The organism is Kitasatospora sp. NPDC038210, assembly GCF_055600605.1.
Window position 1 is genome coordinate 629,375 of the sequence record NZ_JBVJYK010000002.1, and the last position, 13,520, is coordinate 642,894.

A 13,520-nucleotide genomic window follows, 5' to 3' on the forward strand; every position below is an offset into this window, starting at 1 on the left:
GGACGACGACCACCCGGGCGGGAGGGGCCATGGAGCCGGTGTTCGACTCGCGGCACATCAGGACGTTCCACGAAGTCGTCCGGGCGGGCTCCTACTCGGCCGCCGCCCGCGAACTCGGCTACACCCAGCCCGCGATCACCCAGCAGATGAAGGCGCTCGAACGCACCGTCGGCGTCCCCCTGTTCACCCGTGCCGGGCGAGGGCTGCGGCTCACCGAGGCGGGCGAGGCGCTCTCCCGGCACGCCGAACTGATCCTCGGCAGCATGTCCGCAGCCCAGCAGCAGCTCGCCGCGCTCGCCCGGCTGCGCGCCGGGCGGGTGCGGGTCTGCGCCTTCCCCAGCGCCAACGCCACCCTGATACCCGAGGCGATGGCCCGACTGCTCGCCGAGCACCCCGGCGTACGGGTCGAGCTGCTGGAGGCCGAGCCCCCCGACTCCGTCCAGCGGCTGCTGCGCGGGGAGTGCGACATCGCGCTGGCCTTCCGCTACCCCGGCGCCGCCACCGAGGTGCCGGACGGGGTGGACGAGATCCCGCTGATGGAGGACCTGCTCACGGTGCTGCTCCCGGTCGGGCACCCGCTCGGGCGCCGGCACGCCGTCCGGCTCGTCGACCTCGACGGCGAGCGGTGGATCGCCGGCTGTCCCCGATGTCGGGCCAACCTGCTGCACGTCTGCGCGGAGGAGGGCTTCGCGCCGGACATCGTCTTCTCCACCGACGACAACCTCGCGGTGCAGTCGCTCGTCGCCGCCGGGGTCGGGATCGCCCTGATGCCCGCCCTGGTGCTCTCCTTCATGTGCCACCGGAAGGTCACCGGGCGGGCCGTCGAACCGCACCTGCGGCGACAGGTGAGCGCGTACGTGCTGCGCGAACACCGCCGGATCCCGGCCACCGGGCTGGTGCTGGACCACCTGCGGCAGGCTGCGGCGAGCCGGGTCGGCTGCTGACCCATAAGCCCTGATGGGGGTGTCGCTTACGAACCCTCCTTGGACGTGATAGGTCCATTGGTCCCAATCTGCTGACATGACGCCCCCAGCCACGGTCGGCAGCGACCGGCTCACCGAGCGGATGACCGCGCTGATCAGTGAGATCCGCGCCGTCGTGGACCGCGGACTGCCCCCGGAGCTCACCGCCTACCTGGTCGGCGAGCGCCTCGCCCCGCACCTGCACGCCGACCCGGACGGGCCCGACGCCCTGCTCACCCCCGCCCAGTGCGAGGGCGACCCGCAGCGCTACCGCCAGCACGTCCTGCACGCCGAGGAGGACGGCAGCTTCTCCGTCGTCGCCCTGGTCTGGCTGCCCGGACAGCACACCCCGATCCACGACCACGTCTCGTGGTGCGTGGCCGGCGTCCACCGGGGCCAGGAGAGCGAGACCCGCTACCGACTGGTCTCCGACGGCCGGACCGCCCGGCTGGTCGAGACCGAGCACGTGGCCGGCCCGGCCGGCACCGTCGCCGCGTTCGCCCCACCCGGTGACATCCACCTGGTCCGCAACTCCTGCAACACCACGGCCATCTCCATCCACGTGTACGGCGCGGACGTCTCGCGGCTCGGCACCAGCATCCGGCGGGTCTACCGGCTTCCCGCCGACCAGGAGCAGTGAGCGGCGGCGTGGCACTGACCCTCCGGCAGCGCGCCGCCCGCACCCGTTCGCTGCCCCCGATGCGCGGCGACGCCCCCGGGCTGCTGCTCGCGGCCCTCGGTGTGGCCGCCGCCCTGGCCGTCCACGCGGCGGTCCCGGCCGTGCCCAAGCTGACCGCCGCCGTCGTGCTCGGCATGGCGGCCGCCCACCTGCCCGGGCTGCGCCCGGTGGTCCGCGGGGTCGCCCGGCCGGGCCTGTCGACGGCCGGGAAGCGGCTGATGCGGGTCGGGATCGTCCTGCTCGGGCTCAAGCTGAGCCTGGGCGACGTGCTCGGCCTCGGCTGGGCCACCGTCGCCATGGTGCTCGCGGTGGTCGCGGCCACCTTCGCCGGCACGCTGTGGCTGGGCCGACGGCTCGGCCTGCCGGGGGACCAGCCGCTGCTGGTCGCCACCGGGTACTCGATCTGCGGGGCCTCGGCGATCGGCGCGGTCAGCCAGGCGGCGGGCAGCGAGGAGGAGGACGTCGCGGCCTCGGTCGCCCTGGTCACCCTGTGCGGGACCCTCGCCATCGCGGTCCTGCCGCTGCTCCAGCACCCGCTGGGGCTCGGCGAGGTCGAGTTCGGGCGCTGGGTCGGCGCGAGCGTGCACGACGTCGGGCAGGTCGTCGCCACCGCGCAGACGGGCGGGGCGGGGGCGCTGCGGGAGGCGGTGCTGGTCAAGCTGATGCGCGTGGTGCTGCTGGCGCCGCTGGTCGCGGGGGTGGCCGTGGTGGTGCGGCGGAACCTGCGGGTGGCGAAGGCGGCGGGTGCCGGTACCGGTGCGGGTGCGGCTGCCGGTTCCGCGGGATCGGGCTCGGCGGAGGGGGCGGCTGGGAAGTCGGTGAAGACCGCGAGCCGCCCGCCGATCCTGCCGCTGTTCGTGGCCGGGTTCCTCGCGATGATCGTCCTGCGGACCACCGGGGTGCTGCCCGAGCGGGCGCTCGACCTGGCCGGGGACGCCCAGGAGCTGCTGCTCGCCGCCGCGTTGTTCGGACTCGGCAGCGCCGTGCACCTGCCGACGATGGTCCGAACCGGCGGCCGGATCGCCCTGCTGGGGCTGGGCTCCTGGGTGGTGGTGGCCGGCGTCTCCTACGCGGGGGTACTGATCACGACCTGACGGAACCGGGTGCGGACTCGGCTATTGTCGGGCGGGTACTCGTCCGCATCGGGACGGTCCCGTGCCCGCACGGGAGCCGCCGGTGGTCGAGTGCGCCCGAGTACGCCCGAGTTCGCTGGGTTCGTCGAGGAGGACGGATGACCACCGCACTGCCCGAACGGGACGGCCCCGAGGCCGTCGTCACGCTCGACCGGCGGGAGGGCCCGTTCGGCGAGGTGGTGCTTCGGCAGCGCGGACGGCACTTCGAGATCATCGCCAACGGCTGCTTCCTGATGGACACCGCCGACGGGCGCTCGGAGCGGCTCCTGGTCCAGGCGGCACTGGACGAGCTGGACCGCACGGGCAGCCGCGCCGAGCGGCCGGCGGTCCTGATCGGCGGCCTCGGGGTCGGCTTCTCGCTCGCCTACGCGGCGGCCGAGCCCCGCTGGGGGCGGATCGCCATCGTCGAGCGGGAGACCGCGATCATCGACTGGCACCGGAACGGCCCGCTCGGCAGCTTCTCGGACGGCGCGCTCGACGACGAGCGGGTCGCGGTGCTCCACACCGACCTGCTGGAGTACCTCGCGGCCGCGGACGGCGAGCGCTACGACGCGCTGTGCCTGGACATCGACAACGGGCCGGACTGGACCGTCACCGACTCCAACAACGGGCTGTACGGCGCGGACGGGCTCGCGGTGCTGTGGCACCGCCTGCAGCCGGGCGGGGTGCTGGCGGTGTGGAGCGCGCAGCCGTCGGCAGCCTTCGAGGAGGCGCTGCGGGCGGCGGGCTTCTCGGACGTGGTGACGCACGAGATCCCGGTGTCCCGGGGAGTGCCGGACGTGGTGCACCTGGCGCGGCGCGTCGGCTGAGAGCCGACTCGGCCTGCGGGGCGGGCTGATGGCAGTGATCGTCCGGGTGGAGTGCCCCGATCGGGCTTCCCCCCGGGGTGGTTGATGGTCTGGCAGGCGGTGGTGGGTGATGGCTGAGAGCGGGACTCCCTCGGAGCGGATCGCGGCCGAGCTTCGACGGCGCATCGTGGCAGGGGAGTTGGCGCCGGGCGAGCGGGTGCCGTCGACCCGGCGGATCACCCGGGAGTGGGGCGTGGCGATGGCCACGGCGACCAAGGTGCTGAGCCGCCTCCGGGAGGAGGGGCTGGTCCGGGCCGTCCCCGGCGTCGGGACGGTGGTGGTCGGGGCGAAGGCTCCGGGCGCGAGGACTGCCGGGGCGGGGGCTGCCGGGGCGCGACCCGCCGGGGTGAGGGCTGTCGGGGCGCGAGCCGGCGAGGCGCAGGGGAGTTCGGGGGCCTCGGGGGTGCCCGGGGTCCGGCGGGCGCGGGCCGGGGGCGACCGCGAGCTCACCCGGGAGCGGATCGTGGCGACGGCCGTCCGGGTCGCGGACGCGGAGGGGCTGGCGGCGCTGTCGATGCGCAGGGTCGCGACGGACCTCGGGGTCGCGACGATGTCGCTCTACCGGCACGTGCCGGGCAAGGACGAACTGTTGCGGCTCATGATGGACGTGGCCTTCGGTGAGCAGCCGCTGCCCGAGCCGCCCGCGTCGCACTGGCGGGAGGGCCTGGAGGCCGTCGCGCGGCTGCAGTGGCGGATCTACCGGCGGCACCCGTGGCTGGCGTCCACGATGTCCTTCACCCGGCCGGTGCTGGCGCCGGACGCGGCCCTGCACACCGAACGGTCGATGGCCGCGCTGTCGGGGCTGGGGCTGAGCTGGGAGGAGATCGCCCAGGCCTCCGTCGCGCTGGCGGCGTTCGTGTGCGGGTTGGCGGTCCACTTCGAGCGGGAGGCGCAGGCCGAGCAGGACAGCGGGCTGTCCGCCGACGAGTGGATGGACCGCCTGGGCGACGAGGACCACGATCGGCTGATGTCGGACCCGGAGCGGTTCCCGATGTTCGACGCGATGAACCGGGGGCCGGAGATCGACCTGAGCCTGGAGGCGCTGTTCGAGTTCGGGATGGCGCGGATGCTGGACGGGATCGAGGCGGCGATCGAGCGGCGGCGCGCCTGAGGAGGGCGGCTGACGGGGGAGCGGGGGCGGGTGACAGAGAACAGTTGACGGGTAACAGCTGACAGATTTCAGAGTTCAGCGAACGAAATCTGAAATCTGTCAGTTGTCACCCGTTGTCGGCGGCCCGCTGCCCGCTGCTCTCTGCCCTCTGCCCGCTCAGCCGAACGGCCGGTGCTCCGGCGCCGCGTCGTTCGACTCTGCCGCGGGCTTCGCCTCCGCCACCGGCGCGGTGGCCGAGAAGTCCGACATCGCGAAGGGGTCGAAGTCCGGCGGCGGGATCATGACCGGCGTGCCCTTGCGGGGCGCTCCCTCGTCGCCCGCGGTCGTGGCCGGGGCGGGCGCGGCGGCCACGACGGGCGCCGGGACGACCGGCGGGGTCGACGGCGGCGGCGGGACGGCCGGGCCCTGCGAGGCGAGGGTGGTGCCGAACGGGTCGTCCTTCTGCTCGGCCGCGACCGTCGTACCGAACGGGTCGGCGACCGCAGGCGCACCCACGGGCCGGGCGGTCGGCGCGTCGCCCGGTGTACCCGTGAGGGCCTCCGGGGCGAAGGGGTCGAAGTCCGGCGGCGGAATCATGACCGGCGTGCCCTTCGGACGGTCGTCCGGGGCCTGCGCGGCCTGCGCGGTCTCGGCGGCGGCCGACTCGGCGACCGGCGCGAACGGGTTGAAGTCCGCGGGCGGGACGCGCACCGGCGTACCGCGCAGGTGCACCGGCACCTCCGTGGGCTCGTCCGCCGCCCGCTGTTCCACCTGTTCCACTCGGTCCGCCCGTTCCGCCTCGACGGGAACGGCGGGAACGGCGGCCGGTGCCAGGACCGGTGCCGAGACCGGCGGCTGGGCGGGCACCTGGGCGGGAGCGGTCGCCGGGACGACGGCCGGCACCGCGTCACCCACCGCCGCGGTGGGCGCGGGCTCGCCGTCCCATCCGAACTGGATGCTCTTCAGCAGCTCCGCGAACGCCTCCGTGTACAGCTCCCAGTCCTCCGGCCGCGCCGTGGACAGCTGGGCGCACAGCACGGTCGCGCCGTCCGGCAGCGGGACGAAGGCCTGGACGGCCGAGGTGACCACCCAGCGCCGCTGCCCGTCGGCCGCCAGGGATCCCGGTACCGGCACGGTCCGGCCCTCGACCAGGACGGCGGCCGGTCCGGCCGGCAGCAGCACCGTCCACACCTCGGCGTGCCGCCGGACGGTGGCCAGCTCGGTGGCGAGCGCGGTGATCGGCAGCGGGTGCCGGGTGAGGGAGACGACGAGGGCGGCGTCCGAGGCGCGGTCGTCGAGCTGCAGGGCGCAGACGCCCGCGTACGCGACGCCCGCGTCGCGGATCAGGTCGGCCAGGGTGGCGGAGATCACCGCGAAGTCGCGGCGCCCTTCGGTGCCGGTGGCGCTGAACAGTTCCTCGGCGACCTCCGCGAGGTGACCGGACAGCTCCGCGGCCGACGCCACGGCGGCTCGGTCGGCCGGGTCGGCGTCGGCGGGCAGCAGCGGCACCGTGCGGGCGGAGACGCCGGGGGGACCGCCGGGGGAGGTGAGCGGGTGGAAGCCGGGCGGGACGACCAGCCGGACCTCGGCGCCCGCGCCGGTGGGCAGCTCGACCGGCTGCCGGGTCTGCTGTCCGGCCGCCAGCGCGGCCAGCGCCGGGGCGAACGGCGGGCGCAGCTTGGCGTCGGCGAACTCGCCGGTGACCGGCAGGTGGAACAGTGCGGCCGAGGTGGTGCCCCGGTCGGCGATGGCGCCGCGCACCGGTCCGCCGCCGTAGCGGGACTGCAGGGCGTCGATGACCCGGTCGGCGATCCGCGCGCCGGTACCGGGACGCGCGGAGCCCGCGGTGATCACCGTGCCGAGCCGGTCGACGGCGGCGTGCACCGGGCCGTTCGGGGCGAGCGGCAGGCCGAACAGGGCCTCGGCGGCGGGGTGCGCGCTCGTGCGCAGCGCGCTCAGCGAGGCCGCCGGGTGGCGCGAGGTCTGCTCGTCGAAGAGGGCGTCGGTGAGCGTGCCGAGGGTCGCGCAGACCTGCTCGGCTGCCGCGAAGGGGTTGGCCTCCGCACTGAACTGGACGTCCTGGGTCAACTGGTGAGCCCCCCGCTCTGCTCCGTCTGCCGTCGGTGGTTCGGGTGGGACCGGCCCGCCGCAGCGGCGCGCCGTCAAATCCCTGCCCATTCCTATCAGAGCCCGCCGTCCTGACCGAACCGCAGGATGACCCGATGATCACTCGGACCAGCGCGGTGACCACCGCTTCGGCGGTCAGCCGGCGGTGGTTCCGGCCTTCGGTCCGGCCTCGGGGCCGGCTTCGGGGGCGGGGGCCGTCGCAGGAGGCTCGGGCGCCCCGGCGGGCGCATCGGCCGGAGCTGCGGTGGCGAGCGCGGTGACCGCGTCGAGGATCCCCGGGACGGCGAACAGCCCGGCGAGGTCCCGGACCAGGCGTCCGGTCGGGCCGTCCGGACGTTCGGCGGCGAAGAAGGAGGCCAGTTCGGCGGCGAGCGCCGGCTCGCGGGCGGCGGTGAGGGTGAGCGCCGCGACGAACTCCTGCACCAGGTGCAGTTGGAGTTCCTCCAGCGGCACCGAGCGCTCGCCCAGCCACTCCAGCGAGGTGATCTCGGCGTTGGCGATCCAGGCGCGCACGGTCAGCCGCAGTCCGGGGCTGGGCGAGGGGAGTGCGAGGTGGGCCAGGATCTGCTCCTGCGCGGCCCGGCGCACGTCGTCGATCACCGCCGAGGTGCCCGCGCTGGCCGCCACCGAGCCACCCCGCAGCAGCGCCGCGAAGCCGGGCCCGTGGCTCTGGACGAAGTCCAGGTAGCGGCCCATCACGCGGTGGAGCCGCTCGGACAGCGGCCCCTCCATGGGCTCCTCGAAGCGGGCGGCCAGCTCCCGCCCGGCCCGCCGCAGCGACTCCTCGTACAGCGCCTGCTTGCCGGGGAAGTAGTGGTACACCAGCGGCCGGGAGGCGCCCGCGGCGGCGGCGATGTCGTCGATCGACACCTCCTCCGGCGGCCGCCGGCTGAACAGCTCCAGTGCCACGGCGATCAACTGCTCCCGCCGCTCGTCCACGCTCAGCCGTCGGCGGGGCCGTTCACCCGCCGCGGCCCGGCCGGTTGTGGAGGTCCGTGCTGCGCGGTCGGCCGTCGGGGACGGCGTACGGGAGGCCATGCGCGTCACCCTATCCGGCGCTGGTCCGGCGGCCCATGCGGTCCGGTGCCCGGTGCCGTCCGGCGGCCTATGCGCTCCGGAGGTCCAGGTAGCGGCGGTAGGCCTCGCGGCCGTCGGGGACGAAGGTGTCGCGGGCGAGGCGCTCGGCGAGTTCGTCCGGGGTGAGCCAGGTGTGCCAGGCGACCTCGGACTCCTGCGGGCTGACCGGGCCGTCCCACTCGGCCTCGTACATGTCGCACCACCAGTTGAGCTTGCCGCCGTCGGGCTCCCGGTAGTGGAACTTGAACATCGGGCGCGGAGCGATGCCGTGGACGCCGAGTTCCTCCTCGGCCTCGCGGACGGCGGCCTCGGCGTAGGTCTCGCCGGAGCCGACGACGCCGCCGACGAACATGTCGTACGCGCCGGGGGCGAACAGCTTGGTGGCGGTGCGGCGGTGGACGAAGATCCGTCCGGCCGGGTCGCGGACCAGGATGAAGACGCAGCGGTGCGTCAGGCCGCGCCGGTAGACCTCGCCGCGCAAGGCGGTTCCGATCACCCGGTCGTGCTCGTCGACGACGTCCAGCAGTTCCTCGGCAGGGTTGGTCATGACGAACAGGTTAGGGTTTCGGGGCCCGGTTCGAACGGACTTCCGCGAACTTTCGAACGCGGGCGGACGACGGTGATCGGAACGGTCTGAAGGCGGCGCGCGGTGGTGGAGATCTGGGGCGAGACGGCCGAGGGGTTCGGGCCCGTGCGGGCGGCCTTCGCGCGGAACTTCGTCGAGTACGGCGAACTGGGCGCGGCCTTCGCGCTCTACGTGCACGGCCGCAAGGTGGTCGACCTGTGGGGCGGCGACGCCCGGCCCGAGGTCGGCGGGCGGCCCGCGCCGGCGGTGCCGTGGACGGCGGACACCGCGCAGGTGCTGCGCTCGGTCACCAAGGGCCTGACCGCGACCACCGCGCTGCTGGCCGCGGAACGCGGGCTGCTGGACCTGGACGCGCCGGTGGCCTCGTACTGGCCGGAGTTCGCGGCGGCCGGCAAGGCCGGGGTGCCGGTGCGCTGGCTGCTCTCGCACCGGGCCGGGGTGCCCGCGCTGGACGTGCCGCTGCGGCTGGAGGACGTGCTCACCTGGGAGCGCGCGGCCGCCGCCGTCGCCGCGCAGGCGCCCGCGTGGGAGCCCGGCACGGCGCACGGCTACCACCCGTACACCTTCGGCTGGCTGGTCGGCGAGGTGGTGCGGCGGGTGAGCGACCGGACGATCGGGCAGTACTTCGCCGAGGAGATCGCCCGGCCGCTCGGGCTGGACCTGTGGATCGGGCTGCCCGCCGGGGCGGCGCCGAGGGTCGGCAAGCTCGTCGACCTGCCCGCCCCGGAGGCGGCCCGGACCGGCCCGAGCGGGCTGCGGCTGCGGCCCAAGCAGGCCGTCCGGGACGCCTACCAGGACCCGGGCTCGCTGACCGCGCGGTCCTTCGCCTCGGTGCGCCCCGGGGTGGACCTCAACGACCCGGCGGTGCAGGCCGCCGAGATCCCCGGAGCCGGCGGCATCGGCACCGCCCGTTCGCTGGCCCGGTTCTACGCGGCGCTGATCGGCGCGGCCGACCGTCCGGACGGCTCCGGCGCGCTGCTGCCGCCGCTGCTCGGGCCGGAGGTGCTGGCCCGCGCGGTCGGGCCGGCCGTGAGCGGGCCGGACCGGGTGCTGATCGTCAACTCCACCTTCGGCCTGGGCTTCTGGCGGCACGGCCCGACCGCGCCGATGGCCTCCCCGGCGAGCTTCGGGCACCCGGGGCGCGGCGGTTCGCTGGGCTTCGCCGATCCGGAGCTGGGGCTGGGCTTCGGCTACGTCACCAACGGTATGCAGCCGGGTGTCACCGGAGACGTCCGCTCGCGGAACCTGATCCGCGCGGTGCGGGGGTGCCTGGGGCTGTCCTGATCCCCGGCGGTCCGGTTCAGGCCCGCCGGTTCAGGCCTGGCCGGTCTCGAAGCGGCTGATCTTGCCGCCGTCGACGGTGAAGCGCCAGGCGGTGCGCATCTCGCCCCAGGTGTCGTTGGTGAAGTTGGCGACGAGTGCGTGGCCGCCGTCCGACTCGGTCTGGACGGCCATCCGGCCGCCGGCACCGAAGATCTCGCGCTCCGTCCAGTCCGCCAGGTCGCGGTCGGAGCCGTCGTCGGACATGGTCGCGCCGGGGGTGAGGGTGGCCTGGAAGGCCTGGCGGTCGCCCGCGTTGATCGCGGTGACGAAGTTGCGGACGGCCGGGTCGGAGAGCTTGGAGACGGCGATGGTCATGCGGGACTCCCGGGGGTGAGGGGTGTCGGGGAGTCCTGTTCTAAGGCGTTCGCGGGGTCCGTCCGGGCATGTCGGCGGCGCGTCGGGAAAATGGCAGGATTCATGTGCTTGGATCACGAATCAGGCGATTTGCCCGAAAAGCCCGCCGCGGGGAGTGGCGGTGGAGCGGGAGGCCGGGGCCGGTCTCCCGCTCCGCCTTTCGGCCCGGAACCTGGCGGTCCGGAACTTCTGGGCCCGGAGCCCTTCGATCCGGAGCCTTTCGGCCCGGAACTTCTGGCTCCGGAACTTCTGGGTCCGGAACTTCTGGGTCCGGAGCCTGTCGGCCTAGAAGAAGCCGACCGCGTCGGTGGAGTAGCTGACCAGCAGGTTCTTGGTCTGCTGGTAGTGCTCCAGCAGCGCCTTGTGGTTCTCCCGTCCGATGCCGGAGTTCTTGTAGCCGCCGAAGGCCGCGTGGGCCGGGTAGGCGTGGTAGCAGTTGGTCCAGACCCGGCCCGCCTGGATGGCGCGTCCGGCCCGGTGGGCGGTGTTGAGGCTGCGGGTCCACACGCCGGCGCCGAGCCCGTACTGGGTGTCGTTGGCGAGCGCGACCGCCTGGTCGAAGCCGTCGAACCGGGTCACCGAGACGACCGGGCCGAAGATCTCCTCCTGGAAGACCCGCATCGAGTTGTCGCCCTCGAACACGGTGGGCGTCACGTAGTACCCGCCGGCCAGGGCGCCGCCGAGGTCGGCGCGCTCTCCGCCGGTGAGGACCTTGGCGCCCTCGGCCTGGCCGATCTCGAAGTAGGAGAGGATCTTCTTCAGCTGTTCGGCGCTCGCCTGGGCGCCGACCTGGGTCTCGGTGTCCAGCGGGTCGCCCTGGCGCATCGCGCGCACCCGCTGCAGGCCGTCGGCGAGCAGCCGCTCGTAGATCGAGGAGTCGATCAGCGCCCGGCTGGGGCAGGTGCAGACCTCGCCCTGGTTGAGGGCGAACATCGCGAAGCCCTCGATGGCCTTGTCGTAGAAGGCGTCCGAGGCGTCGGCGACGTCCGCGAAGAACACGTTGGGGCTCTTGCCGCCGAGTTCCAGGGTGACCGGGATCAGGTTCTCGGCCGCCGCGCGGGAGATCAGCCGGCCGGTGGAGGTCTCGCCGGTGAAGGCGAGCTTGCGGATCCGCGGGCTGGCGGAGAGCGGGGCGCCGGCCTCCTCGCCGAAGCCGGTGACGATGTTGAGCACACCGGGCGGCAGCAGGTCGGCGGTGAGCTCGGCGAGCAGCAGCACCGAGGCCGGGGTCTGCTCGGCGGGCTTGAGCACCACCGCGTTGCCGGCCGCGAGCGCCGGCGCGAGCTTCCAGATCGCCATCAGGATCGGGAAGTTCCACGGGATGATCTGCCCGACCACGCCCAGCGGCTCGTGGAAGTGGTACGCCACGGTGTCCTCGTCCAGCTGGGAGAGGCTGCCCTCCTGGGCGCGCAGCGCACCGGCGAAGTAGCGCAGGTGGTCGATGGCGAGCGGGAGGTCGGCGGCCAGCGTCTCGCGCACCGGCTTGCCGTTCTCCCAGCTCTCCGCGACGGCCAGCTTCTCCAGGTTGGCTTCCATCCGGTCGGCGACCCGCAGCAGCACCTGGGCCCGCTCGGCGGCCGGGGTGCGCCCCCAGGCGGGGGCGGCGGCGTGGGCCGCGTCCAGGGCGGCCTCGACGTCCTCGGCGGTGCCGCGGGCGACCTCGGTGAAGACCTCGCCGGTGACCGGGGTCGGATCGCCGAAGTACTCGCCGCGCACCGGGGGCGTCCATCCGCCGCCGATCCAGTGCTCGTACCGGGACCGGTAGGCGACGATGCTGCCGGGCGCGCCGGGGGGCTGGTAGACCGTCATGCTCTGGTGTCTCCTCGCGACGTCGGGCGCCGCCCGGACCGAACGGCCGGAGGCGGCGCGCCGGGCCGCCCGGTCGGGGCGGCCCGGCGGGAGGGCATGGACACGCACACGGGCCGGGCGCCGGGGGCGCCCGCCGTCGAGCACGATAACCGCCGGGCGCGCGGTGCGGCTACGGTCCGTGCGACCCGTCCGTACGGAGGGTGGGCGTTCCGGCCGTTCCCGCAGGCGCGGTCGGGGTCGGTGCGGTCGCCGTGGTCGGTGTGATCGCCGTCGTCGTGGTCGGTGCGGTCGTCGCCGTCGCCGTCGCCGTCGCCGTCGTGGTCGTCGCCGTCGGTGCGGTCGTCCACCTCGGCGCCCCGGGCGGGGCGGGTGCGGTGGCCGTGCCCGGCAGGCGCACGGCCGGGTGCCCGGCGGGCGGGTGTCAGACCGCGTGGTACCGGCCGGTGCGGGCCTCCCAGCTGAGGTAGCCCGCCAGCCAGGTGAGCAGCCCGTCCGCGTACCGCTGGGCGATCGCCCGCTCTATCCGGGACAGGCCCAACTCGCGGTAGACGTCGGGAAGTCGTCCGTGCAGCTCGGCGCAGCGTTCGACCATCAGCTGGGCCTCCGCGATGACCGCCGCGCACGCCTCCTCGGCCGAGCAGCGGCGTTCGCGCTGGACGATCATGACCAGGTTGTTGACGTCCCCGCGCGGCGCCTCCAGCGGGTAGGACCGGACGTCGTTGCTCAACGACGGTATGTCGGCTGCCAGCTGGCGGAGTTGACGGAGCACCGGGTGGTGCAGGACGGCGGCCGGGACCTCGAACAGGCCGATGCGTTCGACCATGTCGAAGATGGTCTCCATCGCCGCGGTGCCCCGTCTGAGCTCCAGGTAGCCGTCCCGGTCCGGCGGCCGGGCGGAGATCCGGCCGGCCGCCTCTGCGGGGTGACTGGCCAGGTAGTACTCCCAGTTGTACGCGGCGCGCGCCTGCCAGCGCGCGGGCATGCCCTGCACGCTGCGGCTCCACAGGTCGGCGAACGCGGTTTCGACCGGGGAGCCCTGGTCGGGGCGGGCGCCGTGCAGGACGGCGATCAGGCGTTCGCAGATCGGAGCGACTTCCGAGGGGCGGCGACCGAGCGGGCCGTCGAACTGGTCGTCGAAGAGGAAGTAGAAGCCCATCAGGTCGGCAGCCAGGGCGAGTTCGGTCGGTCCGGCGTCGGGGTAGCCCAGCGCGGCGAGGTCGACCACCTCCCAGTGCGCGTAGCCGGGGTGGTCGGCGTCGGGCAGCAGGGGGTGGCGGATCAGCCAGTCGCGGTGCAGTGCGGTGGCGAGAGGGCCGTGCGGACTGCGGCGGTGCGGGAACGGAATCTGAAGTGAGGTGTCGTCAGACATCGGACTCCCGGTGCAGCGGAGGGTGGGGGCGCTTGTGGTTCGAGCACTGTCTGTGGGGGGAGTTGACACGGCGAGGCTGAGATGGTGAGGGTGGTGTTCGCAAGATCATCTTTGCCTGAGGGCCGTAGGGTATCTGATGCAATGATCGGACGTTAGGGATATA

General features: G+C 74.3%; 13 protein-coding genes. 7 read left to right on the forward strand and 6 right to left on the reverse strand.

Going from position 1 to position 13,520, the window contains the following annotated elements; genetic code table 11:
- Positions 1-38 precede the first annotated feature (38 nt).
- From ACZ7KX_RS06260 to ACZ7KX_RS06280, 5 genes are all read left to right on the forward strand, one after another.
- On the forward strand, positions 39-944 hold the full coding sequence (locus ACZ7KX_RS06260; RefSeq protein WP_350626643.1) for a LysR family transcriptional regulator: 906 nt from the start codon (positions 39-41) through the stop codon (positions 942-944).
- 76 nt (positions 945-1,020) lie between these two features.
- Positions 1,021-1,602 (forward strand): cysteine dioxygenase family protein, encoded by a 582-nt coding sequence (locus tag ACZ7KX_RS06265; protein ID WP_350524243.1) that lies wholly within the window; start codon positions 1,021-1,023, stop codon positions 1,600-1,602.
- A 59-nt stretch (positions 1,603-1,661) separates the two neighbouring features.
- Entirely contained in the window at positions 1,662-2,735 is a 1,074-nt protein-coding gene (locus ACZ7KX_RS06270) for a YeiH family protein (RefSeq protein ID WP_470325571.1), read from the forward strand.
- A gap of 137 nt (positions 2,736-2,872) precedes the next feature.
- On the forward strand, positions 2,873-3,583 hold the full coding sequence (locus ACZ7KX_RS06275) for a spermidine synthase family protein (protein WP_470325534.1): 711 nt from the start codon (positions 2,873-2,875) through the stop codon (positions 3,581-3,583).
- Between the two features lie 109 nt (positions 3,584-3,692).
- A complete protein-coding gene (locus ACZ7KX_RS06280; RefSeq protein WP_470325535.1) occupies positions 3,693-4,733 on the forward strand; it encodes a TetR/AcrR family transcriptional regulator C-terminal domain-containing protein in 1,041 nt (346 codons plus the stop codon).
- Between the two features lie 156 nt (positions 4,734-4,889).
- Here ACZ7KX_RS06280 and ACZ7KX_RS06285 read toward each other — a convergent pair whose 3' ends face one another.
- The 3 genes from ACZ7KX_RS06285 to ACZ7KX_RS06295 form a co-directional block, all read right to left on the reverse strand.
- Entirely contained in the window at positions 4,890-6,800 is a 1,911-nt protein-coding gene (locus ACZ7KX_RS06285) for a hypothetical protein (protein WP_470325536.1), read from the reverse strand.
- A 174-nt stretch (positions 6,801-6,974) separates the two neighbouring features.
- Entirely contained in the window at positions 6,975-7,877 is a 903-nt protein-coding gene (locus ACZ7KX_RS06290) for a TetR/AcrR family transcriptional regulator (RefSeq protein WP_470325537.1), read from the reverse strand.
- A 67-nt stretch (positions 7,878-7,944) separates the two neighbouring features.
- A complete protein-coding gene (locus ACZ7KX_RS06295) occupies positions 7,945-8,463 on the reverse strand; it encodes an NUDIX hydrolase (RefSeq protein ID WP_350524247.1) in 519 nt (172 codons plus the stop codon).
- Between the two features lie 102 nt (positions 8,464-8,565).
- On the opposite strand from ACZ7KX_RS06295, the gene ACZ7KX_RS06300 reads away from it, so the two are divergent.
- Positions 8,566-9,786 carry a serine hydrolase domain-containing protein gene (locus ACZ7KX_RS06300; RefSeq protein ID WP_470325538.1) on the forward strand — a complete coding sequence of 407 codons (1,221 nt, stop codon included), beginning with the start codon at positions 8,566-8,568 and terminating at the stop codon, positions 9,784-9,786.
- A gap of 30 nt (positions 9,787-9,816) precedes the next feature.
- Here ACZ7KX_RS06300 and ACZ7KX_RS06305 read toward each other — a convergent pair whose 3' ends face one another.
- Both ACZ7KX_RS06305 and exaC read right to left on the reverse strand, forming a co-directional pair.
- Entirely contained in the window at positions 9,817-10,140 is a 324-nt protein-coding gene (locus ACZ7KX_RS06305; protein WP_350524249.1) for a nuclear transport factor 2-like protein, read from the reverse strand.
- A gap of 324 nt (positions 10,141-10,464) precedes the next feature.
- Entirely contained in the window at positions 10,465-11,988 is a 1,524-nt protein-coding gene (exaC, locus tag ACZ7KX_RS06310; protein WP_350524250.1) for an acetaldehyde dehydrogenase ExaC, read from the reverse strand.
- 200 nt (positions 11,989-12,188) lie between these two features.
- Between exaC and ACZ7KX_RS06315 the strand changes: the two genes are divergently transcribed.
- Positions 12,189-12,455 (forward strand): hypothetical protein, encoded by a 267-nt coding sequence (locus tag ACZ7KX_RS06315; RefSeq protein WP_470325539.1) that lies wholly within the window; start codon positions 12,189-12,191, stop codon positions 12,453-12,455.
- On the opposite strand, the gene ACZ7KX_RS06320 is transcribed toward ACZ7KX_RS06315, so the two are convergent.
- On the reverse strand, positions 12,410-13,357 hold the full coding sequence (locus ACZ7KX_RS06320) for a terpene synthase family protein (RefSeq protein WP_350524251.1): 948 nt from the start codon (positions 13,355-13,357) through the stop codon (positions 12,410-12,412). The genes ACZ7KX_RS06315 and ACZ7KX_RS06320 overlap by 46 nt on opposite strands.
- Between the last annotated feature and the right edge of the window lie 163 nt (positions 13,358-13,520).

What these genes read in the sequence shown, in the direction of transcription:
- ACZ7KX_RS06265 (WP_350524243.1), top strand. Translation starts at nt 1,021, where the DNA reads ATGACGCCCCCAGCCACGGTCGGCAGCGACCGGCTCACCGAGCGGATG.
- ACZ7KX_RS06280 (WP_470325535.1), top strand. Translation starts at nt 3,693, where the DNA reads ATGGCTGAGAGCGGGACTCCCTCGGAGCGGATCGCGGCCGAGCTTCGA.
- ACZ7KX_RS06270 (WP_470325571.1), top strand. Translation starts at nt 1,662, where the DNA reads ATGCGCGGCGACGCCCCCGGGCTGCTGCTCGCGGCCCTCGGTGTGGCC.
- ACZ7KX_RS06295 (WP_350524247.1), bottom strand. Translation starts at nt 8,463, where the DNA reads ATGACCAACCCTGCCGAGGAACTGCTGGACGTCGTCGACGAGCACGAC.
- ACZ7KX_RS06290 (WP_470325537.1), bottom strand. Translation starts at nt 7,877, where the DNA reads ATGGCCTCCCGTACGCCGTCCCCGACGGCCGACCGCGCAGCACGGACC.
- ACZ7KX_RS06275 (WP_470325534.1), top strand. Translation starts at nt 2,873, where the DNA reads ATGACCACCGCACTGCCCGAACGGGACGGCCCCGAGGCCGTCGTCACG.
- ACZ7KX_RS06305 (WP_350524249.1), bottom strand. Translation starts at nt 10,140, where the DNA reads ATGACCATCGCCGTCTCCAAGCTCTCCGACCCGGCCGTCCGCAACTTC.
- ACZ7KX_RS06320 (WP_350524251.1), bottom strand. Translation starts at nt 13,357, where the DNA reads ATGTCTGACGACACCTCACTTCAGATTCCGTTCCCGCACCGCCGCAGT.
- exaC (WP_350524250.1), bottom strand. Translation starts at nt 11,988, where the DNA reads ATGACGGTCTACCAGCCCCCCGGCGCGCCCGGCAGCATCGTCGCCTAC.